Annotated in this window: 18 protein-coding genes; 2 read left to right on the top strand and 16 right to left on the bottom strand. The window is 42.4% G+C overall.

Annotated elements, in window-relative coordinates:
• Positions 1–2: 2 nt before the first annotated feature.
• From murG to FN809_RS06405, 9 genes are all read right to left on the bottom strand, one after another.
• The gene (murG, locus tag FN809_RS06445; protein ID WP_142532669.1) at positions 3–1,088 is read right to left on the bottom strand and encodes an undecaprenyldiphospho-muramoylpentapeptide beta-N-acetylglucosaminyltransferase; all 1,086 of its coding nucleotides are present in this window, start codon (positions 1,086–1,088) and stop codon (positions 3–5) included.
• A 44-nt stretch (positions 1,089–1,132) separates the two neighbouring features.
• On the bottom strand, positions 1,133–2,314 hold the full coding sequence (locus tag FN809_RS06440) for an FtsW/RodA/SpoVE family cell cycle protein (RefSeq protein WP_246095491.1): 1,182 nt from the start codon (positions 2,312–2,314) through the stop codon (positions 1,133–1,135).
• 52 nt (positions 2,315–2,366) lie between these two features.
• Positions 2,367–3,707, bottom strand: coding sequence for a UDP-N-acetylmuramoyl-L-alanine--D-glutamate ligase (gene murD, locus FN809_RS06435; protein WP_142532668.1), 1,341 nt, complete (start codon positions 3,705–3,707; stop codon positions 2,367–2,369).
• 70 nt (positions 3,708–3,777) lie between these two features.
• Positions 3,778–5,010: a phospho-N-acetylmuramoyl-pentapeptide-transferase gene (gene mraY, locus FN809_RS06430; RefSeq protein ID WP_142532667.1), complete on the bottom strand. Its 1,233-nt coding sequence runs from the start codon at positions 5,008–5,010 to the stop codon at positions 3,778–3,780.
• A gap of 72 nt (positions 5,011–5,082) precedes the next feature.
• Positions 5,083–6,552: a UDP-N-acetylmuramoyl-L-alanyl-D-glutamate--2,6-diaminopimelate ligase gene (locus FN809_RS06425; protein ID WP_221929374.1), complete on the bottom strand. Its 1,470-nt coding sequence runs from the start codon at positions 6,550–6,552 to the stop codon at positions 5,083–5,085.
• A 2-nt stretch (positions 6,553–6,554) separates the two neighbouring features.
• Complete coding sequence (locus FN809_RS06420) at positions 6,555–8,663, bottom strand: penicillin-binding protein (protein ID WP_142532666.1); 2,109 nt, start codon at positions 8,661–8,663, stop codon at positions 6,555–6,557.
• A 7-nt stretch (positions 8,664–8,670) separates the two neighbouring features.
• The gene (locus tag FN809_RS06415) at positions 8,671–9,048 is read right to left on the bottom strand and encodes an FtsL-like putative cell division protein (protein ID WP_142532665.1); all 378 of its coding nucleotides are present in this window, start codon (positions 9,046–9,048) and stop codon (positions 8,671–8,673) included.
• A gap of 2 nt (positions 9,049–9,050) precedes the next feature.
• Positions 9,051–9,938 carry a 16S rRNA (cytosine(1402)-N(4))-methyltransferase RsmH gene (gene rsmH, locus FN809_RS06410; protein ID WP_246095489.1) on the bottom strand — a complete coding sequence of 296 codons (888 nt, stop codon included), beginning with the start codon at positions 9,936–9,938 and terminating at the stop codon, positions 9,051–9,053.
• 17 nt (positions 9,939–9,955) lie between these two features.
• On the bottom strand, positions 9,956–10,432 hold the full coding sequence (locus FN809_RS06405; RefSeq protein ID WP_142532663.1) for a division/cell wall cluster transcriptional repressor MraZ: 477 nt from the start codon (positions 10,430–10,432) through the stop codon (positions 9,956–9,958).
• Positions 10,433–10,615: 183 nt separating this feature from the next.
• On the opposite strand from FN809_RS06405, the gene FN809_RS06400 reads away from it, so the two are divergent.
• Together FN809_RS06400 and FN809_RS06395 are read left to right on the top strand one after the other, a co-directional pair.
• Positions 10,616–11,452, top strand: a complete 837-nt coding sequence (locus FN809_RS06400) for a 1-acyl-sn-glycerol-3-phosphate acyltransferase (protein WP_142532662.1) — start codon at positions 10,616–10,618, stop codon at positions 11,450–11,452.
• Between the two features lie 29 nt (positions 11,453–11,481).
• Positions 11,482–12,438, top strand: coding sequence for a GNAT family N-acetyltransferase (locus tag FN809_RS06395; RefSeq protein ID WP_142532661.1), 957 nt, complete (start codon positions 11,482–11,484; stop codon positions 12,436–12,438).
• Positions 12,439–12,755: 317 nt separating this feature from the next.
• On the opposite strand, the gene FN809_RS06390 is transcribed toward FN809_RS06395, so the two are convergent.
• From FN809_RS06390 to FN809_RS06360, 7 genes are all read right to left on the bottom strand, one after another.
• A complete protein-coding gene (locus FN809_RS06390; protein WP_142532660.1) occupies positions 12,756–13,214 on the bottom strand; it encodes a V-type ATP synthase subunit K in 459 nt (152 codons plus the stop codon).
• Positions 13,215–13,233: 19 nt separating this feature from the next.
• Positions 13,234–15,033 (bottom strand): V-type ATP synthase subunit I, encoded by a 1,800-nt coding sequence (locus FN809_RS06385; RefSeq protein ID WP_246095487.1) that lies wholly within the window; start codon positions 15,031–15,033, stop codon positions 13,234–13,236.
• An 8-nt stretch (positions 15,034–15,041) separates the two neighbouring features.
• Positions 15,042–15,644 carry a V-type ATP synthase subunit D gene (locus tag FN809_RS06380; RefSeq protein ID WP_142532658.1) on the bottom strand — a complete coding sequence of 201 codons (603 nt, stop codon included), beginning with the start codon at positions 15,642–15,644 and terminating at the stop codon, positions 15,042–15,044.
• A 196-nt stretch (positions 15,645–15,840) separates the two neighbouring features.
• Positions 15,841–17,157, bottom strand: a complete 1,317-nt coding sequence (locus FN809_RS06375) for a V-type ATP synthase subunit B (protein ID WP_142532657.1) — start codon at positions 17,155–17,157, stop codon at positions 15,841–15,843.
• Between the two features lie 19 nt (positions 17,158–17,176).
• Positions 17,177–18,943, bottom strand: coding sequence for a V-type ATP synthase subunit A (locus tag FN809_RS06370; protein WP_142532656.1), 1,767 nt, complete (start codon positions 18,941–18,943; stop codon positions 17,177–17,179).
• Positions 18,927–19,790: a DUF2764 family protein gene (locus FN809_RS06365; protein WP_142532655.1), complete on the bottom strand. Its 864-nt coding sequence runs from the start codon at positions 19,788–19,790 to the stop codon at positions 18,927–18,929. Before FN809_RS06365 ends, FN809_RS06370 begins: the two co-directional genes overlap by 17 nt.
• 5 nt (positions 19,791–19,795) lie before the next feature.
• A complete protein-coding gene (locus tag FN809_RS06360) occupies positions 19,796–20,404 on the bottom strand; it encodes a F0F1 ATP synthase subunit B family protein (RefSeq protein ID WP_142532654.1) in 609 nt (202 codons plus the stop codon).
• Positions 20,405–21,673: the final 1,269 nt, after the last annotated feature.

Genomic DNA, 21,673 nt, shown 5'->3' with positions numbered 1-21,673 from the left:
CGTTATTTATTTACCAGCATGAACAGTTCCTCAACAATAACTTTGGCTGCATCGGGCATGGCAAATTTTTTAACATTATTTTTCAGTTGCATCAATCGCTCCTCGTCCTTCAACAAAGACAGTATTTTTTTTACCAATTCTTCGGCTACCTTTTTATCCTCCACCATTTCGGCCGCATCCTCCTTTACCAGAGCCATGGCATTTTTAGTTTGATGATCTTCGGCCACATTGGGCGAAGGCACAAAAACACAAGCTTTTCCCAGCAGAGCGATTTCGGAAATAGATGAAGCCCCGGCTCTGGAAACTACCACATCGGCCAGCGAAAAGGCGGCCTCCATACGATCTACAAAAGCCATTATTTTTACGTTCTCATTTTCGCTTACTACTTTATTCAATTCGCGAAAATAATACTTACCTGTTTGCCAAATCAATTGCACTCCACTTTTTACCAGGACTTGATACCCGGCCAGAACACCTTGATTAATGGTTCCGGCTCCAAGGCTTCCCCCTGTAACGAACACCACTTTTTTATTAGGATCGAGACCAAAATAGTTGGCTGCCTCCTCCCTATTCACTTTTTGCAACAGGTTTTGCCGTATCGGGTTTCCCGTCAGAATTATTTTTGAAGCCGGGAAATACCGTTCCATCCCGGGATAGGCAACACAAATTTTATTCACCTTTTTCGATAAAATACGGTTGGTAACGCCCGGAAAAGAATTCTGTTCCTGAATGATAGTTGGTATTTTCAGGCTTGTAGCCACTCGTAAAACAGGCCCACTGGCATATCCGCCCACTCCCACCACAGCATCGGGCTTAAACTGCCGTACCACGCTACGGGCTTTTATCATACTGGCTGCCAGCTTAAAAAAGAAAGTAATGTTTTTAAGCGACAGTTTACGTTGAAAACCGGCTACGGGCAAGCCCACAATTTCATATCCGGCACCCGGCACTTTCTCCATTTCCATTTTACCTTCTGCCCCAACAAACAGTATCTGTACCGATGCATCGGTTTGTTTTAATGCGTTTGCAATAGAAATGGCTGGAAAAATATGTCCGCCTGTGCCTCCTCCGCTTATTATTACTTTCATGTTATTTTTAGATTATCAAATAAAAGTATCCATACAAAAAACTACTAGCCCTTAGCGGCGGCGGCTTTCTTTTTTAAGCGCTCAGCCTCCTCCATATTATTTCTGCTTACGGACAGTATGGCTCCCATGGCAATACAGGTAAACAAAATGGATGTTCCACCCATACTAACCAAAGGTAAAGGTTGCCCTGTTACCGGGAATATACCAACGGCCACCCCCATATTAAAAAAACCCTGAAAAACCAGTAGGTACGACAATCCGATGGCCAGAAATGCCGGGAACGTGCGGGTACTTCCCCGCACCAGCACACCGGCTCTAAACAAAAAAACCATATAACTCATCACCACCAGCAAAGCCCCCAACAGCCCCCACTCCTCAACAATGATGGCAAAAATAAAATCGCTGTAGGGATGAGGCAAAAAGTTACGCTGCTTGCTGTTGCCCGGTCCTTTTCCGAAAAAACCACCCGTAGCTACTGCCATTTGTGCCTGGCGCGACTGATAACTGCCTTCCGACACCTGATCGTCGTCGTCTACAAAACGTTCGATACGGGCTTTCCATGTTGCCGCTCTGTGCAAAAATGGCAAATGGGGCGATGCGAAAAACAAAATAACTGCCATCAATCCTACCACCCCAATGGTGCCCAGAAGGTATTTGGCCGGTACTCGTCCAATAAACATTAATAAAAAAGCCGTAAAGCCAATCAGGAATGCGGTTGAAAAATCCTCGGTAAATATGAGTGCACAAACCAGCGTAACATAAATCATAATGGGCTTAAAAGCCTCTTTGGCTCCCACCTTCTCGTCCTGATTACGGGCAAGGGTTCGGGCAATATACATCACCAGGGCTATTTTGGCCAGTTCGGATGGCTGAAAGGACACACCTATGCCGGGTAAGGTAAGCCAACGCGAAGCCTGATTAAGACTTATGCCTGTAATCAATGTTAAGGCCAACAAACCTATTGACACCCAAAGGGCTACGGTAGCATATTTGGCAAAAATACGATAATTCAATTGGTGAATCCACAGCATCAGCAACATGCCCAAAAGTAAAAATACCAGGTGTTTCATCATATAATAATAGGTATTCCCACCCTGCATTCTGTAAGCCAGCGAACCTGTTGCGCTATACACCGCCAAAAGAGATATAGCTGCCAAAAAAGCGATTACCCCCCATAATATCGGGTCGCCTTTAAAGTATTTTTGTAAGGTTGCTCTTATTCCCATCTTTAATTTTTCTAATAAAATACGCTAATCTATTATTTATAAAGCCCATCCCCTACAAATTCCGCACGCACTCTTTAAAAAGCCTTCCGCGATGCTCATAATTATCGAACAAATCAAAGCTGGCACAGGCAGGCGACAGCAATACGATATCGCCCTTATCGCCCAGGCGATATGCTTTGCTAACTGCTTCGGCCATACTTGTAGCTTCCACAACGGTAGGCACGGTACCCTTAAAACTTTCTAATAACTTTGCATTGTCGGTACCAAGGCAAACCAGGGCTTTCACCTTTTTACCGGCCATTTCCTTTAATTCAGCATAATCGTTTCCTTTGTCTACACCGCCTGCTATCCAAATAATATTTGAATTGATGCTCTCCAATGCGTACCAGGTAGAATTAATATTGGTGGCTTTGGAATCATTTATAAAAGTCACCCCCCTAACTTTCAACACCTTTTCCAGCCGGTGCTCCACCCCTTTGAAACTCAACAGGCATTCGCGAATAAGCGGTTTACGGATTTGAAACAGACGTGCCACTATGCCTGCCGCCATCGTATTATAATGATTGTGCCGGCCTTGTATGGCCAATTGTTCCATAAATACACTCATAGTATCTCCCTTTAGATTAAACACTATTTTATCATCCTTAATAAAGGCCCCTGACTCCAACTCCTGTCCATATGCAAAAGGCAGCTGATGCGCTTGTATTTTCCTTTCTTTCAATCCCTTGACAATATTTTCGTCGTCCAAACAGTATATAAAACAATCCTCTTTGGTTTGATTTTGAATAATCCGAAACTTGGAGTCGATGTAATTTTGCATTTTATAATCGTAACGATCCAGATGATCGGGTGTAATATTCATTAGCACGGCTATATCCGCTTTAAAATTGTACATACCGTCTAACTGAAAACTACTCAGCTCAAGCACATAACAATCTTTGGTTGGATTGTTGAATATTTGGCGCGCCAGACTCGTACCAATATTGCCGGCCAGTCCCACATTTAAACCTGCCCCGCTCAATACATGGTATATCAACATGGCCGTAGTGGTTTTGCCATTGCTACCGGTGATACAAACAAAACGAGCATCCGTAAATTTTGCAGCAAACTCTATTTCGGATACAAGCGGGATACCCTTTTTGCGCAGTGCCATAACAAGGGGAGCACTATCGGGTATTCCCGGACTTTTTACCACTATTTGCGCATTCATAATTTTTAAATCGGTATGCCCACCTTCCTCGAAGGCCAGACCATTCTCAATCAGCTCTTTCTTAAAAATATCTTTGATTACGGATTTATCGGACACAAACACCTCAAAGCCCTGTTTTTGCGCCAACAATGCCGCACCAACGCCACTTTCTCCTGCTCCTAATATGACTATCCGTTTGCTCATTTACATTTACTGTTATACAATTTCAAAACAAAAAACATCTGTGCTTTACGCTATACTCTTTTGTTTTGCTTTATCTAATTTTAAGCGTAACAATGGTCAGTACCGCCAAAATTATTCCCACAATCCAAAATCGGGTAACTATTTTTGATTCGGTATATCCTTTTTTTTGATAATGGTGATGCAAGGGCGCCATTTTAAAAATCCTCCGTCCTACTCCATATTTACGTTTAGTATATTTAAACCACGACACCTGCATCATAACAGATATGTTCTCCACCAAAAAAATCCCGCACAATATGGGTATGAGTAATTCTGTTTTAATGAGAATGGCAAAAACCGCAATAATTCCGCCCAAAGTTAAACTACCCGTATCTCCCATAAAAACCTGCGCCGGAAAGGAATTATACCATAGAAAGCCGATGGTTGCACCAATAAAAGCACTCATAAAAATAACCAGCTCTTCCGACTGGGGGATATACATGATGTTGAGGTATTCGGCAAACACAGTGTTACTGGAAACATAGGCTAAAATACCCAGGGTAGTACCAATAATGGCAGACGTTCCCGTGGCCAGTCCATCGAGGCCATCGGTCATGTTGGCACCGTTAGATACAGCGGTGATGATAAATATTACTGCCAGTACAAATACTACCCAAGCCCATTGGGCTGCATTGGGTCCCATGAAGCTTACAAACCAGGCATAATCGAAACGGTTATTTTTCATAAAAGGAACGGTGGTTTGTGTTGTTTTAACATCCACCGTAGCCGGACGCTCTATTTGTTTGCCCTGGCTATTGCTTATCACTATCGTTTCGCCGGGCACTTTTTCGCGTGCTACCACTGAATCGCTCATTAGCATGGTAACACCCACAATTAAACCCAAACCTATTTGGCCGATTATCTTAAAACGACCAGCCAGCCCTTCCTTATTTTTTTTAAAAACCTTGATGTAATCATCCAGAAAACCAATAATACCAAGCCACACAGTAGATACTAACATTAAAATGATGTATATGTTAGATAGCTTTGCAAACAGCAAGGTGGGTATTAAAATAGAGGCGATAATAATAAGGCCCCCCATTGTTGGGGTACCTTTTTTAGCATACTGACCTTCCAAATCGAGGTTACGTACCACCTCGCCTATCTGCTTTTTCTGAAGCAGGCTAATTACTTTTTTACCATAAATGGTACCTATCAAAAGCGACAAGATAATGGCCATGCCCGACCGGAACGAAATGTACTGAAACACCCCTGCTCCGGGGATATCCATCTGTGCCAGGTATTCGAAAAGATAGTATAACATTAGTTTATATTTTAGATAATTGTCAATAGGTAATCGACTTTAGTTTTCAGCCTCAGCATACTAAAAGGCTTCTCAAAATCGTTCCTGCGTCATTTCAAAAATTTCTTTAATTATTTCTCTGTCATCAAAATGATGCTTTACACCATTTATCTCCTGATAATCTTCGTGCCCTTTGCCGGCAACCAATATAATATCGCCACGCTTAGCAAGCATACAAGCTGTTTTAATAGCCTCTTTACGGTTAATGATGCACACCACTTTAATGCGGTTTTTAAATTCCACACCCTCCATCATTTCATCCACAATAGTCTGCGGATCTTCCGAACGCGGATTGTCCGAGGTCAATATCACGCGGCTACTTCCCATTACAGCCACCCGCGCCATTTCCGGCCGTTTTGTTTTGTCGCGGTCGCCACCAGCTCCTACCACGGTAAGCAAATCCTGTCCTGGTTGGCGAATTTGATTTATGGTTTCTATTACATTTTGCAAGGCGTCGGGTGTGTGGGCATAATCAACCACGGCCGTAACGCCCGTTTGCGAGCGTAGAGTCTGGAATCTTCCATCCACAGATGTGAGACAACTTAAACCCAACAAAACCTCGTGCTGTGGCTGACCCAACAACACAGCGGTGCCATACACGGCAAGCAAGTTTTGAGCATTGAATTTACCAATAAACGGTGTCCACACTTCGTTATCGTTAATAAGCAGCTGCATGCCCTCGAACATGCTTTCTACAATTTTGGCTTTATAATCGGCCATGGTACGGATGGAGTACGTTTTAATTTGTGCCTTGCAATTTTGCACCATTACCATTCCGTTTTTATCATCGATATTTATAAGCGCAAAAGATTTTTTCTGCAAGTGATCAAAAAATCCTTTTTTTGCTTTTAAATAGGCGTCAAAGGTTTTATGATAATCCAGATGGTCGTGTGTTAGGTTGGTGAAGATACCTCCCGCAAATGTTAATCCAGCCACACGCTTTTGATCGATGGCATGCGAGCTCACCTCCATAAAACAATATTCACAACCCGCATCCACCATTTGGCGCATTATTTTATTTAAGGCAATAGGATCCGGTGTGGTATGTGTGGCAGCAATTTTTTTGGGGCCTATATAATTGGCCACCGTACTAAAAAGCCCGGTTTCAAAGCCCATAGAGCTGTAGAGCTGATACAACATAGTAGCTATTGTGGTTTTGCCATTGGTACCCGTTACGCCAACCAAACGCAGCTGCTCCGAAGGCTTTCCATAAAACCCGGATGCTATTTGAGCCAGCGCCAGTGCGGAGTCGTTCACCACAAAAAAAGTAACATTCCGGTAGCCCTGCTCGGGCAATACTTCGCAAACAATGGCTACACATCCCGCGGCAATGGCTTTTGCAATAAAGGTATGTCCATCAACATGCACGCCCCGCACAGCCACAAAAAGCGATTTCCCGGATACTGTTCGCGAATCGAAAGATATTTCAGAAAAACTTACTTCCGTTTTGCCCACCAACTGGTTTACTTTGGTCCATTCTTTTAATTGCACCATCCTATTCATACCTATCCTAACTTTATAAATATCCTTACTCCACGTTTCAGTCGGCTACCCGGCGAAATCGACTGCTCTATTACGCGTCCTCTTCCGGACACGATTACATTTAAACCTGCATTTTCAAGTAAAGTTACGGCATCCTTTGCCCCCATCCCTGCCACGTTAGGCACAAGGCCGTTTTTGAAGGTCTTCTGGCTGAAACTTACTTTATGCTCCTGGGCCAAGGTAGATATCCACTCCGACTCCACCTCGCTTCCATCTACTGTTACCCTTAGTTTATCAAACACGGTTAGCAAATCACTTTTTTTACCTCCTTTTGAATAGGGTAAAACCCCTTCACCAGGCTCACGGCGGGCATATTCTTGCACCATGTCGAATCCTGTTGCGTACACCCTATCGGCTATTTGCTTAAACACACTGCCCGCCACTACATTTCCGTAGTATACATTATTGGAAGGTCCGTTTACGACAACAATGCACGAATACTTGGGTCTGTCGGCAGGGAAATAACCGGCAAAGGAAGCCTGGTATTCCACCCCTCCATTTTTATACCCGTCTCTACCTTTAGCAATCTGTGCAGTACCGGTTTTACCGGCTATTTTATAATTGTTGTTTTTTAGGTTGGTGGCCGTTCCCCGCTCCACCACGCCAACCAGTAAATCGTGTACTTTTTCGATAGTTGACAGGGAACTTATAGAAGGATTGAGCACCTTGGGTTGGTATTCTTTTACCAATTCGCCATGCCTGTAAACACCGGTTACAAAATAAGGTTTCATCATTTTGCCGTTGTTGGCTACCGCATTATAGAATGCAAGTGTTTGCAAGGGCGTTAGTTCCGATTCGTAACCAATAGATATCCAAGGTAGTGAAACACCCGACCATGAATCGGAACCCGGATATTTTATATAGGGTTCATCTTCGCCTTTAATTTCGAGCCCATGCTTTTTATTCAGCCCCATGGCGTAAAGACGGTCGATAAAGCGCTTAGGTCTGGATTTATAGTTATCCACTATCATTTTTGAGATACCCACATTGGATGATTTTTCAAAAACCTCCCTATAAGTTATTTTTCCAAAACCGCCATAATGACTGTCGCGCATGGTGCGATCGTAAAACTTAATAACGCCATTTCCGGTATCAATAGTATCGTCGAGGTTAATCAATCCATCTTCCAATACCGCCATCATACTGGCCAGTTTAAAGGTAGAACCCGGCTCGGTTGCCTCGCCGATGGCATAATTAAAATAATCTTCTATATAAAAACCCTCGCTTTTACGGTGCAAATTTACAATGGCTTTTATTGCACCGGTTTCAACCTCCATCAATATAGCCACTCCATGATGTGCGTTATGCTTTATGAGTTGTTGTTTCAAGGAATTTTCGGCCACATCCTGAATTTCGATATCGATAGATGTCATAACGTCGTTTCCATTTTGTGGCGACACCACCTCTTCGGGAACCCACCTGCCAGATATTCGGGTAAAGGTGTTGATGCCATTTTCGCCCTTAAGCTCCTGGTTGAAAGCACGCTCCAGGCCTATCATACCCCCTTTTTCTTTTTCCTCGTACAATTTACCAATAACTCGAGAAGCCAATATACCAAAAGGTTTTTTACGCATGTCGAGCTGTTCGGGGATGAACCCCCCCTTGTTTTTGCCCAAACGAAAGAGTGGGAACTGTTTAATTTTTTTTAACTCGGTATAAGAAACTCTACGGTTATGTATTCTAAAGTATCTGCTTTTTTTCCGGCGGGCTTCTACCAGGCGACGCTTGTAGCCTTTAGGCGACAAATCCTTAAAGAATACGGACAAACAATAGCTTAGGCTATCGATGTTTTGGTAAAAAACTTCATCGGTAAGGCCATCAGCCACCACATCCATATATAAACGATAGCTGGGTACCGAACAAGCCAGTTTGCGTCCATCGCAAGCCAATATATTCCCTCTATTGGCCTCTATCTCGCGTTCTTTACTGGTCATTTTAGCTTCCATGGCACGCCATTCGCTACCTTCTGCCACCTGCAGATACACCACTTTAACTATCACATAAGCAGCCAACATCACTAAAGCTAAATAAATAACCCCTACCCTCCACGTTATGTCTCTTTTTATTGTCATTGAACTATCACTGTTTTTTCAATACTATCCTTCGTGGTGGCTCGGTAAGCTCTTCAAGCTCTACCCCGGCCTCCTTCACCTTGTTTAATATAACCGACTGCTTGCTAAAATACATCAAATCGGACGAAGTGGTTATTGCTTCAATCCTTAGTTCCTGAATTTCTTTATTTAAGGTTGCCGCCTCTTTGAGCAATTTTTCCATCTTAAAATGATTGGAGATATAAATAAATGCCAGGAGTGTTAAAAACAGCAAAAATGGAAGTTGGTTGACCACCTCGGCACGGGTAAATATCCTTCCGGACACAAAATCGCGGAAGGATAATCGTTTTGATGCCCCTGCACCTGAACTCACAAACTCTTTATCTCTTCTTTTTTTTGCCACCATGCTTACAATTTTTCGCAGATACGCAATTTTGCACTTCGCGACCTTGTGTTACTTTGCAACTCTTGTTCACCTGCCACAATAGGTTTACGACTTATGGCTATAAATGGCACCAAAGGTTTGCCGTAAAAATCCTGCTCGGGCTGTGTTTGTTCGCAGTCGCCGGTTTTCATAAAGTTTTTTACCAATCTATCTTCCAGCGAGTGGTAGGATATAACCACCAATCTGCCCCCCGGTGCCAGTACGTCCTTTGTTTGCATCAACATATCTTTTAGCGCTTCCATTTCACGGTTCACCTCGATACGTAGTGCTTGAAATACTTTAGCCAGAAACTTATTTTTCTCGCGCCCCGGAACGCATGGTTCGGCTACCTGCAGCAAATCGGATATCATTTTAAACGGACGGGTGGTTCTTTGAGCGATAATTGCTCTGACCAACTTGCCCGATTTTTTGATTTCGCCATAATTTTTAAATACCTTAAATAAGCTATCCTCATCATACGTATTAAGCACATCTGCGGCTGTAATGCTTGCCTGTTTATTCATACGCATGTCTAAATCCCCTTCAAACCTAAATGAAAAGCCCCGTTCAGGTGTATCAAAATGGTGCGAAGAAACACCCAGATCGGCTAATATGCCATCCACCTTTTCGATACCGATATAGCGAAGAAAATTTTTCAGGTAACGAAAATTATGACGTACAAAAATCAAACGCTCATCTTCGGGACGGTTCCGGTAGGCATCTTCATCCTGATCAAAAACGATTAACCTTCCGTTTATCAGTTTGTTCAATATCTCCCTGGTATGTCCGCCACCACCGAAAGTAAGATCCACATAAGTACCATCGGGCTTCAGTTTAAGGCCTTCAATACAATCGTTTAATAAAACCGGCACATGATATACATCCCCCATTACTCGTCCTCCTTCCTGTCTTCATTTATATTTTCGCCCCAAAAGGTTTGCATTTTTGCAGCCAATTCATCATCGTCCATCCCTCCGTTCTCAAATTCAGCTTTGCTCCACAGTTCAATTTTATTGTCCACACCAACCAAAACCACTTCTTTTTCCACCGCTATCTTATCCATTAATCGCTTAGGTATTAACATTCTACCATTCGCATCGTAACTTACCTCAGCTGCTGCTCTCACGTACTGTCGATATACCATATTTTGGTTTTTATCATAAACATTTACCTTTGAACGGATGTCGTGCACATGTGCCTCCCAATCGGGGTATGGATATACCAGCAGGCAGTTTGTATATAAGTCTTTACGAACCACAAAACGGTTCTCTTTCATTGCATTCATCACCTTTTTAAAAATAGAAGGCAATACAATTCGTCCTTTGGCATCCGCTTTGCAAACAAAATCACCTATAAATGTGGCCATTACGATTTTATATTATTTGATGTAAAAGTATGAAATTTTAAAACCACAATCAACCACTTTAACCCACTTTAATCCACTTTATTTATATTTCTTTCCCTTTGATGTATTGTATCGATAATTTTTAGCACGAAAAACAATAAGGTTTAAGGGTTTTTTTGTAAGATTGAACTTTATTTTATTTACATGAAAGAAAAGAATAAGCAAGAGCTGAAAACCATCGACATTGAAAAAGTATTTCAGGAAAAAAACCCTGCTTTATTAAAATGGATTCCGGGGTTTATTTTATCGTATCTGAAAAGAGTTATCCATCAGGATAGTTTAAACCGAATGCTCAACATTGATCCGAATGCATACAATGTTGATTTTGGAAAGATATGCACTGCACATTTTGGTGTGAAAAGCCAATCTATTGGCTTGGATAAAATACCCCTTGATGGTAGATATCTTTTTGTATCGAACCATCCTTTGGGTGGGTTGGACGGTATTATATTTATGAACGAGGTGGGCCGTATTTTTGACAACATCAAGTTTCCGGTAAACGACATTTTGTTGCAAATTGGACGCTTCAATGATATCTTTGTACCTATTAACAAACATGGCGGACATTCCAGAAAAGCAGCGGAACTGATTGAGAACGCTTTTGCATCGGAAGCCCAAATGCTTTATTTTCCGGCCGGACTGGTATCGCGAAAACAAAAAGGCGGCATAAAGGATTTGGATTGGAAACCCAATTTTATAAAAAAAGCCATCGCGCACCAGCGTAATATAGTGCCGGTACATATAGAAGGACGTAATTCTAACTTTTTTTATAACCTGGCTCGTTTCAGAAAGTTAATTGGCTTAAAAGCGAATATTGAAATGCTCTACCTTGTAGATGAAATGTTTAAGCAAAAAGATAAGCATATTACATTGCGGTTTGGCTCAGTCATTCCGTGGCAGCAACTTGAAAATGGTGAAAGTGCCAAAGTGTGGGCAGAAAAAATAAAGGAAACAGTCTATGGCTTACCAAAATTAATTTAATTTTGTATCGGTTAACATGTACTAATTTGATGAATTCTATTAAACCCATTATTGCTCCAATAGCTAAAGAAAAGCTGGAAGCAGAATTGACAAAAGAAAGGTTTGTTCGCAATACCAACAAGGGAGGCAACAAGATCTACGATTTCCGTGGCGATCAGGCACCCAACCTGATGCTGGAGGTAGGACGCTTACGAGAAGAATCTTTTCGCCAAGCCGGGGGTGGCACAGGCAAGGAAGCGGACATTGACGATTACGACACCGCCGAAGTTCCCTATCATCAGTTGATTGTTTGGGATCCGGAAGAAAAAGAAATTTTAGGTGGTTATCGGTATATTATGGGCAACCAAGTGCCCAAAGACAAGGATGGAAACGTAAAATTAGCTACCTCACGCCTGTTTCATTTCTCGCAAAAGTTTTTAAACGAATATTTTCCTAAAACCATTGAATTAGGTCGATCTTTTGTGCAACCCCAATACCAGTCGAGTAAGCAAGGAGCCAAAAGTCTTTTTGCTTTAGATAACTTGTGGGATGGCTTAGGCTCACTGATTGTAAACCATCCGGAAATGAAATATTTTTTTGGTAAAGTGACTATGTACACGCACTTTAACCAGGAAGCCAGAGATTTGATTCTCAGTTTTATGAACAGATATTTTAGCGATCCTGACCAACTGGTTTATCCACGCGAAGCCTATAAAGTTAAAATTGCTTTGAGCCAGGAGGAAATAAACAGCATTTTCCCAGGCCCTACCTTTGTTGAAGACTACAAGATTTTGAATCGTAAAGTGAGGGAGCTTGGCGAAACTATACCTCCGTTGGTAAATGCCTATATGAACCTTTCACCTTCCATGCGATCATTCGGAACAGCGGTAAACGATCGCTTTGGCGATGTGGAAGAAACCGGTATCATCATCACTATTAATGAGTTTAACCAGGCAAAAACCGAACGCCATGTAGAAACGTACAATCCGAATGACACTTATAGGTAATAGGTGAATATTGGTATTTTCAGGCGTAAAAAAGATATGGCAGCATTTGTATTGCGTGCAGCAAAAACAAAGCGTTGAGCGTGCAAGATGGCTGCAGGCTTAAGTGGGATAAATGATATAAAAGCATCTAAATAGCTTCTATAAGCTGGTGGCGACTGACTGAATAGCGTACTTCGTATTGTGTTTATATGGATCATATACTTTCCACAAATAGCCATTATGCCGATTTGTTTCTAAAAAAAACCGATGACTTTCGCCATCGGTTATAAAAATTGGCACTTCGATCACAGTACCGTTTAATGATTTATTTTATCTGCTTAACCTACTACGGACGCACTGATCATAAAGGCAGCGGCAAAACCGAGGATGGCATAAAGCTCGGGGAACACGGCAAGGATAAGGGTGTTACCAAAAACATCGTGTCCTGATCCTATACCAGCGATTCCGTTAGCACAAACCTGCCCCTGACGGATGGCTGAGAACAAACCAACCAACCCCAGTGCAAGTCCGGCGCCAAACACGGCAGAAGCCTGTAGCCAGGTAATATCGGTAGTTAAAATGCCTGTGGTACTAAAAATAAAGAAGGCACCAAAGCCATACAGTCCCTGCGTGCCCGGAAGGGCACTCAGCACAAGGTAATTACCAAATGCGTCAGCATTCTTTTTCATGGCTCCGATGGCTGCATTACCGCCGATAGACACTCCGTAGGCACTTCCGATTCCGGTAAGTGCGATCATAATTCCGATTCCAATGTAAGCTAAAACAATAGCGCTCATAATCTTATTTTTAAAATGGTTATTTACTTATTTTACTAAATGGTTTATATTCTTTACCACCGCCGACAAAACCGGCATTTTTATAAAACTCAACAAAGGTAAGCCTCATGGGATGAACTACCGCGCCCAATGATGCCATAAAAAGATTTAATCCATGCCCTAATACCAATATTATCAGGGTCACTATCCAACCCAAAACAGGTATGTCGGGAGCCAGATCAAAGGCCAAAGAATTAAACACCAGGCCTAATATAGCACTTGACAGCCCCAGGGCAAACAAACGGATGTACGACAACAAGTCGCCGGCAAATCCGGTTATCATATTATAGGTATCCCAAAGTCCCACACCTATATTCATAAATACGTTTCGTTTAGGATCGTTAAGCACAAAAATGCCCAAGCCCGAGATGCTGATTAAGATGATATGCGGAACACTCCACAACCATTTTTCTTCCCCTCCAACGGCATCTAAAATTACCATGATAGCCGTTGAAATAAAAAACAGGAACCAACCCGCTGCCGAGAGGGAATGTTTCCAGCCATTTTGCTTAACCCCATTAGCCACTTTAATGGCCATACCAAAGAGTATCTGCACAAAACCAAAGCCTAATGCCAGATTAAACATTTGCTGATCATCGAGGAAAGTTTCCCTTAAATTAGTGAAGAACGGAATGTTTACATCCATCAACTTAATACCAAAAAATGTTCCGGTTACCACACCGAACAGGATGGTACCTACGCCCAGCCATTGCACCAAGGACAATAACGGTTTCATGTCCTTATCCACTTTGTACTTGGCCACCCCTGCGCCAATAAGGAGCAAGAGCCCATATCCGGCATCGCCAAGGCAGAAACCGAAGAACAGGAAAAAGAACGGTGCAAAAAAGGCTGTCAAATCGAGCTCGGCATACGAAGGCAGCGAAAACAGTTTGCCGATGGGCTCGAACAATTTTGAAAATCTTCCATTTTGGAGCAAGATAGGCGGCTTATCTTTTTGGGTTGATTGCTCGCGTATATAATAAACGGATTGCTCTTTTATATAGTTTTCAAACCCTTCGTCCAGGGATTTGGGTACCCAACCCTCTACGATCTTGATTTTACCATCTGCCCCATCTCCGCTGTTTACCAAAAAACTGGCATCATTGAGCCTATCCTGAATATCGCTTTCAAATTTATCCAAAACAGGTATGCCCTCTTCTGCTATCTTATCCAGCTCCTGATTTAAACGGTCAATCTTTTTGATGATCGAATCCAGTTGCTTTTTTAAATCGCTCAGTTCCTTTTCAGGGATTTTTATTTCATCCACATCCAAATCCAGCGTCTGGTCTTCGGTGTCGTAAAAAACAAAATAAACAAAACCGCGCTCCTCCGAAATTTTTGCCAGGCTATACTCTCTTTCCCATAAGGGATCATATTTTTTTGCGGCGGTATAAAAAAATCTGACTTTAATACCCTGTTTTTTTAACTTATGGATTGTATCCCAGCTAAAATCGCCCCATGGCTTTAGCGCCTCCACCTCTTTGTCAAGTTGTTGTTGCTCGTGATGGAGCGTATCCAGTTGGGCATTTTTGCTTTTGAGCATTTCTATCAGTTCACTGCCGTCCTGTGGTATCTGCACTTGCACCGTGTGCTCATCAGCCTTTCTGCCCAGGAGCCGGCGCTTATGCCGTTTTACCTCACTGAGTTGCTGAATATTGTCAAGCACCTCGGCACCGGGTTCGATATCCCTTTCCTTGATGTGGAGCACCCCCTTTTCCTTCAGGTTTTCCTTGAAAGAGATAAAATCTGAGTGATGCACCAAAAAAGAATATTTATACATCGGTATAATCATAACTGCACCTCCATTTCTTCCTGACGATTTTTTATGATTTTCTGTGCTGCTTTCGATAGATTTTCCTCATCCTCCAAGAATCGCTTTATCTTTAGTATCGCATCCTTATAACCCGGTATCTGCACTTTCTCGTAAAGATTCACCTTTTGGGTTGTTTTTTTACGCGCTCTATCCAGCAGCTCCATCTTGCGAATATACACCTCGCGTTCGATGCCCAATTTAGCCAGACTTTCCACAATTTTAACACCGTCTAAAAACCACACGGGCTTGCTAAACAGTGCAAATGGTTCTTTTTTAAATATAACTTCCACAAGTTCGGGGGTTTGCACGCCGGCAATCCTTTTATTTGCAAGCTCCACATCTTCAACCGTAATGGCATTCATGTCGAACTCGCCCCATAACCGCGACATATTATCCAAATCAGCCAGCTTTGCTTCAAGTTCATGTTCGAGTTCCTGCGCCCTTTCCCTTGCTTTTTTAACCTCGATTCGCAGAGCCGCTTCCTTATTCTGAAGCGTGGGCAAAGCGCGCTCACGTACTTTGAGCTGCTTGTCCATCAACTGCTGCGAGGTTTTATTATATTGAAACTTTATGGCCATATTTATTTTGAGATTTTGAGATAAGAGACAAACGATCAGTAACTTTGAGATAAGACAAAGGCTAATAGACTTTTACATTGTCTGTTGCCTTAATATTTTGCCCCCGTTTTCATCCACCAATCCGTTTATCTAATTTCTAATTATCCATTTACCTATAATCTATCAGTCTAATAGCTAATAGCGTAACAATCCAGCTTTATTTCCAGTATTTATCTACAAACTCCTGGCGCACCACCACCTCTTCGCGGCTAAAGTTTTCCTTAAATAATTGCCAGGTTCTGTCAAGCATTTCTTCGGTATCTATATTCAGATCCACCGCCAATAAGCGTTCGGAATACTCCTGCGCAAATTTAAGCGTACGCTCGTCGTAATCAGTTAAATCAAAACCGTTATCCTGCTTTGTTTTGGCGTTGGCGGCATCGGCATACAAACGTATGGCAGCGTTCATCACCTGTGGATGGTCTTCGCGCGTTTGAGTTCCGATAACCAGCTGTTTCAGTCGCGAAAGACTTCGGAACGGATCTACGATAACCTTACCCACATCCGAGTCCATACGTAAAAATATTTGCCCCTCCGTTATATAGCCCGTATTATCAGGTATAGCGTGGGTAATATCACCACCACTAAGCGTGGTTACCGCGATAATTGTGATGGATCCACCGTGGGGAAATTGTACCGCTTTTTCGTAGAGGCGCGCCAAATCGGAATAAAGCGATCCCGGCATACTGTCCTTTGAAGGTATCTGATCCATACGGTTAGATACGATGGAAAGGGCATCAGCAAACAAGGTCATGTCGGTTAACAGTACCAGTACTTTCTCTTGTTTTTCGTGAGCAAAATACTCTGCTGCGGTAAGTGCCATATCCGGAATAAGAAGTCGTTCTACCGGTGGATCCTCTGTAGTATTCACAAAGCTCACGATGCGGTCGAGCGCCCCGGCATTATCGAATACATTTTTAAAGTACAGATAATCATCGTTTGATAAGCCCATACCACCCAGGATAATCTTATCGGCTTCGGTTCGCAGGGCCACATTGGCCATCACTTGATTATAAGGTTGGTCAGGGTCGGCAAAAAAAGGTATCTTTTGGCCCGTAACCAGCGTGTTGTTCAGGTCGATTCCGGCAATTCCCGTGGCTATTAGTTGCGAGGGCTGTGCACGTCGCACGGGGTTTACTGAGGGGCCACCGGTGTCCACCATCTCCCCTTCAACTTCAGGGCCGCCGTCTATGGGTTCACCAAAGGCATTGAAAAAGCGTCCGGCGAGCTGCTCACCCACTTTAAGTTGTGGTGGGCGACCCAAAAACACCACTTCGGCATCCGTGGGTATTCCCTCCGTTCCTCCAAAAATCTGAAGGATAACGTCGTCGCCCATAATTTTCACTACCTGCCCTATCCTGCCATGCACCAGCGCCATCTCGTCGTAGCCTACATCGGTGGACTTTAACATGATAGTGGCCTTTGTCAGGTTAGTTATTTTAGTATATATTTTTTGAAATGCTTGTGTTTCCATGCATATAAATTTTTCAGGATTAATTTAAGCGTTCATTCATTATCTCTTCCAGTTCGGCTTCATGCTTTTTTAACTTATCCGATTCCCACTCCGAGTAGTTCATTTGCTTTAAAACGTTAATGATGCGCTTAAAGAAGTTGCTCAAATCCTCGAAATTTTCAAACGCAAACTTTTTTTCGCTTACGTTGAGTACTTTTTCGAGCATATATTTTTGGCGCGGCATGGGGCAATTGGCATCCACCTCGTCAAAGGAATCTTGCTGAAGTATAACGCCGTCTATCAGTTCGGAGTTCCAAAAACGCTCATGAAATTCAAGGGGCACACCATCGTCGCCCAGGATATTTATTTGTTCCATGGCTTCGCGTCCCCTTAAGAGTAAGTTTTTGGCTTTGGCCACGTTTTCCAGCCAGCCTTCGCCAATGTGCTCCATCAAATAATTTTGCACTTCGGGATATTCTAAATATTTAGAATAACTATCAATGGGGTCGATGGCGGGATAGCGCTTACTGTCGGCACGATCCTGATTTAGACCATAAAAACAGCGCGCTGCCTTCCGTGTAGATTCTGTTACCGGTTCTTTTAGGTTACCCCCTGCCGGTGATACCGTACCGATAAAAGTGATGGAACCCGTTTCTCCGTTATTGAGGTATACAAATCCGGCGCGAGCATAAAAACCGCTGATGATGGCTGTCAGATCCATGGGGAACCCATCCGGCCCGGGAAGTTCTTCCAAACGATTACTCATTTCGCGCAGCGCCTGTGCCCAGCGCGAGGTGGAGTCGGCCATCAGCAACACCTTTAACCCCATGGAGCGATAATACTCTCCCAGGGTCATGGCGGTATATACCGATGCCTCACGAGCCGCCACAGGCATGTTGGATGTGTTGGCAATAATGGTTGTACGCTCAATAAGCTTTCGTCCGGTACGCGGATCTTCGAGCTCGGGGAACTCGGTGAAAATTTCCACCACCTCGTTGGCACGCTCCCCGCAAGCCGCAATTATCACTATATCGGCCTCGGCAAACTTTGATATGGCGTGCTGCAATACGGTTTTTCCGGTACCAAAAGGGCCGGGGATAAAACCTGTTCCACCTTCAACAATTGGGTTCAGGGTGTCCATGGTACGTATACCCGTTTCGAGTAGCTTAAAGGGGCGCGGTTTATTGTTGTAGGCTGTAATAGCCATTTTAACCGGCCATTTTTGCACCATGGTTAATTCAATGTCATTTCCGTCGGTATCGGTCACGGTGGCCACTACGTCGTCCACGGTATAGGCACCTTCGGGCACTACGCTTTTAACAGTGTACTCACCATCCATTTTAAAAGGTACCATAATACGGTGGGGCATGCCGTTTTCGGGCACCTCGCCCAACCAGGAGCCGGCCTTTACTTTATCATCTTTTTTAGCGAGGGGTTTCCAGTCCCATTTCTTCTCCCGGTTCAGCGGGTCTGTGTAATCGCCTCTTTTAAGGAATACGCCGTCCATCTTGTCCAGGTCGTTTTGCAGTCCGTCGTAGTTACGTGACAGTATTCCCGGCCCCAGGCTCACCTCCAACAGGTGATTCTCGAACTCTACCTGCACACCTATCTTTAATCCGCGTGTACTCTCAAAAACTTGCACGTAAGCGTTATCGCCTGTAATTTTAATTACCTCGGCCATCAGTTTATTTTCGGGATGGCGGATAAAACAAATTTCGTTTTGGGCAACGGGGCCATCGACCTTAACAATTACAAGGTTGGATATAATCCCGGTTACCACTCCTATAGTTTTATTTTTTCTTTCCATGTCGTATTTTATATTCTTCAGGAAACTCGAAGCTATTTTTCAATTCGCTCAATAGTTGTTGGAACATTTTTTTGCCTTCGTCCTCGTTTAGCTCTGTCCATCTTTCAATCATAAAGAGCTTATATACAAAGGCCATAACCCTTTCGATGGTAAAATAGTTAAAAAAAGTACTTTCGTTGAGGTACTCCCATTTAAGGCGATCTATTTTAAGCTCGCGCTGCAAAATATTCTCTTCTTCATATATTTGCACAAGCGATTCGACATACTCTATTTCATTGGCCAGACCAAAATCCCGCGATCTACTTTTTATTAAAGCCTCTACTACTTCGCCCTCCCCTATCAGTTCATGTTCATAATTCATTTCGTATTTACGTCCGGTGAGTGCGGCGAATATATTTTTTTGATTGAGCTCAAACTGCAGATAGTTTTGCAGGAAGGTATTTGAAAAGCCATGCAGGTATTCCGCGTACATTTTATAGAGCTTTACTTCGGCATCTACACTGTTTATCTCATCATCGCCAAAAAGGATCAGTTCGGCAAACCGGATCATATAGTCAGGAAAATTGCTTCCTTCAAGCGTTTCCAACTGTTTTTTATTAATCAGGGGATCCAGGTCGTTCAGGGAGTAATTGCCCCTGGGATCAAACTCCTTATTTTGTTCGAAATAGATATTGATGAGATTGCTATGATCGAAAGGCAAATACAGGGCTTGCACCATGCTAAAGTCGCGTTCGGCAAGTTCTTCGCTCAGCATATCGCGCAGGCCGATGGACGTGAACGGTACTTTTTTGTCGCCCAATAAAATATCGGGTAAGCCGGCAACCAAACAGTAATAATTTTTTGCCATAGCTTTTACTCTTCAAATAATAATTGATTGGTTTTAGGACGGAGAAATGATTTAAAGAAGTTATGGAAATCTGCTTCAGTAAAGCTAATTTTATAGCTACCATCCTTTGGCCCCACTTTAAAACCCGACTTAACGGCTGAATCAAATTCAAAATTCAATCCTTTGTTCATTTCACCGGCAAAGTTATTTTTCACCATTTTCTCCAGTTCGGCTTTATCTTTTTCCGGGAGCACTATGTTCATGTCGAAGTTTCCGGACTTGCTCCATCCTTCCACTACTTTTGAAATTAAACTCTGCAAATATTCTTTATCGGAAAAAACCGCTTTCATTGCCGGTTCTACCATTTTTACCGTTAAGCTATTTCCTATTTTCTGGCGTAATGTAGCAATGGCTTGTTGCGAAGCCAGTTTAATTTCAGCCTCCACATTCCTTTGCGTCTCGGCCGCTTGTTTTTCCGCCTCTTCCATCAACTGTTCGGCTTCCTGTTTTGCATCGTCTACTATTTTATCGGCCTCTTGACGGGCTTTTTCCAATATAGACTCAGCTTCCTTATTGGCCTTTTCAACGCCCTCGGAATAAAGTTTATTCGTTAGTTCCTGAAGTTTTGATTCCATGTTACTTATTTAAGATTACTTTTATTCATTCGTGCTTACGGCGTTTCCTTATTAGGTATTTGAAAACAAAGGTGCAAAATAGAATTTCTTTTACAAAAAACCACTAAAAAAAATACAGTTCTCGTATTTTTTAAGTCTTGGCTTACAAAGTGTAAAATTAATGACAATCTATACCCTATTATTACAATTATTAGCCGGTTTTGTTAACGTAAAACTAAAACTTTTTAAACCTTAAACTTAATTTATATAGATGAAGCGTATATTTTCATACATCAAATAGAGTTAGCCATGTATGGATTCGTGTGAAGAGAACAAAACAAATTGGCCCTAAGGGGGATTATATTGGATTGTATTTGAGGCTGCGGTTCAGTATAGCCCAGCTTCCAAGCTGGATCGGTTAGCTTTCTTAACTGCTTAAAAACTAATTTATAGTTGTAGCTAAGGTTGTTAGCCTATATCGCCTCCACGGAAAATACTGTTATTACTGACCTTGGCAAGTAAGGTATCGGCTTGGCTATGATTTTGTCGTGGAATAGTTCGACTGAATCGTTCTGCATTAAAAGTCAATCGTGCCTATTGATTCTCGTTTACTTGGTCAATTATTTGATTTTTATGGTCAGGAGGAACTCTCCGCACTACACATCCTCCTCCCCTTAGACGGGCCAGCTAATGTGAGAAGTTACTTATACAGCCTGCCTACCCCTCGCAGGGCTCGTTTTAAGAAAGGACTTGAGCCATGTTGAATTTGGCCATTGATGATACTTCCTTACTTTATACAGATTCATTTTTGTTCGGCTTAACTCCGCTTTTCGATTTTCCCCGGCATGAGTCCATTGGGGCAGCAATCCATTTCGTCAACTTATTCCAATCCGCAATAGGTCAGTTTATATAATTTCTTTCAATTCCTGTTTTAAAAGAAACTTCCGATTGTTATATATGAACAAATAGCTAATGCCAAAACACTTATTAATGTTAAGAATTTTATTTGATTCTTAATTAAATACTTTATTCCAATTATTAAAAAAACAATTTGTGCAATAAGAAATGGTATAGTCAACATTTCACTTAACACTCCAATCAATACAAAATTGATATTATAAAAGCTAATTAACCAAATCAGAATAAAGTAAGATACAATTGCAAAATTCACAATTGTCAAGTTTTTATGTGTTTTAAATTTTTTCATCTTATAAATGTATATACGTATTCCGTAATGAATGCCAATATAATAAAAAAAGCACCTTGGGTTTATATTGTTATACCCAAGGT

Origin of the sequence: Saccharicrinis carchari (assembly GCF_900182605.1) — a bacterium.
Classification (GTDB): Bacteria; Bacteroidota; Bacteroidia; order Bacteroidales; family Marinilabiliaceae; genus Saccharicrinis; species Saccharicrinis carchari.
This window is presented reverse-complemented; position numbering and strand designations above follow the sequence as displayed.

Excerpts from the sequence above, each read along its gene's own strand:
- mraY (WP_142532667.1), bottom strand. The coding sequence starts at position 5,010 with ATGTTATACTATCTTTTCGAATACCTGGCACAGATGGATATCCCCGGA.
- FN809_RS06380 (WP_142532658.1), bottom strand. The coding sequence starts at position 15,644 with ATGGCCATAAAGTTTCAATATAATAAAACCTCGCAGCAGTTGATGGAC.
- FN809_RS06365 (WP_142532655.1), bottom strand. The coding sequence starts at position 19,790 with ATGGCAAAAAATTATTACTGTTTGGTTGCCGGCTTACCCGATATTTTA.
- FN809_RS06390 (WP_142532660.1), bottom strand. The coding sequence starts at position 13,214 with ATGAGCGCTATTGTTTTAGCTTACATTGGAATCGGAATTATGATCGCA.
- FN809_RS06400 (WP_142532662.1), top strand. The coding sequence starts at position 10,616 with ATGAAAGAAAAGAATAAGCAAGAGCTGAAAACCATCGACATTGAAAAA.
- FN809_RS06405 (WP_142532663.1), bottom strand. The coding sequence starts at position 10,432 with ATGGCCACATTTATAGGTGATTTTGTTTGCAAAGCGGATGCCAAAGGA.
- FN809_RS06425 (WP_221929374.1), bottom strand. The coding sequence starts at position 6,552 with ATGAATAGGATGGTGCAATTAAAAGAATGGACCAAAGTAAACCAGTTG.
- murG (WP_142532669.1), bottom strand. The coding sequence starts at position 1,088 with ATGAAAGTAATAATAAGCGGAGGAGGCACAGGCGGACATATTTTTCCA.
- murD (WP_142532668.1), bottom strand. The coding sequence starts at position 3,707 with ATGAGCAAACGGATAGTCATATTAGGAGCAGGAGAAAGTGGCGTTGGT.
- FN809_RS06370 (WP_142532656.1), bottom strand. The coding sequence starts at position 18,943 with ATGGAAAGAAAAAATAAAACTATAGGAGTGGTAACCGGGATTATATCC.
- FN809_RS06440 (WP_246095491.1), bottom strand. The coding sequence starts at position 2,314 with ATGGGAATAAGAGCAACCTTACAAAAATACTTTAAAGGCGACCCGATA.
- FN809_RS06385 (WP_246095487.1), bottom strand. The coding sequence starts at position 15,033 with ATGTATAAATATTCTTTTTTGGTGCATCACTCAGATTTTATCTCTTTC.
- FN809_RS06360 (WP_142532654.1), bottom strand. The coding sequence starts at position 20,404 with ATGGAATCAAAACTTCAGGAACTAACGAATAAACTTTATTCCGAGGGC.
- FN809_RS06420 (WP_142532666.1), bottom strand. The coding sequence starts at position 8,663 with ATGACAATAAAAAGAGACATAACGTGGAGGGTAGGGGTTATTTATTTA.
- FN809_RS06395 (WP_142532661.1), top strand. The coding sequence starts at position 11,482 with ATGAATTCTATTAAACCCATTATTGCTCCAATAGCTAAAGAAAAGCTG.
- FN809_RS06375 (WP_142532657.1), bottom strand. The coding sequence starts at position 17,157 with ATGGAAACACAAGCATTTCAAAAAATATATACTAAAATAACTAACCTG.
- FN809_RS06415 (WP_142532665.1), bottom strand. The coding sequence starts at position 9,048 with ATGGTGGCAAAAAAAAGAAGAGATAAAGAGTTTGTGAGTTCAGGTGCA.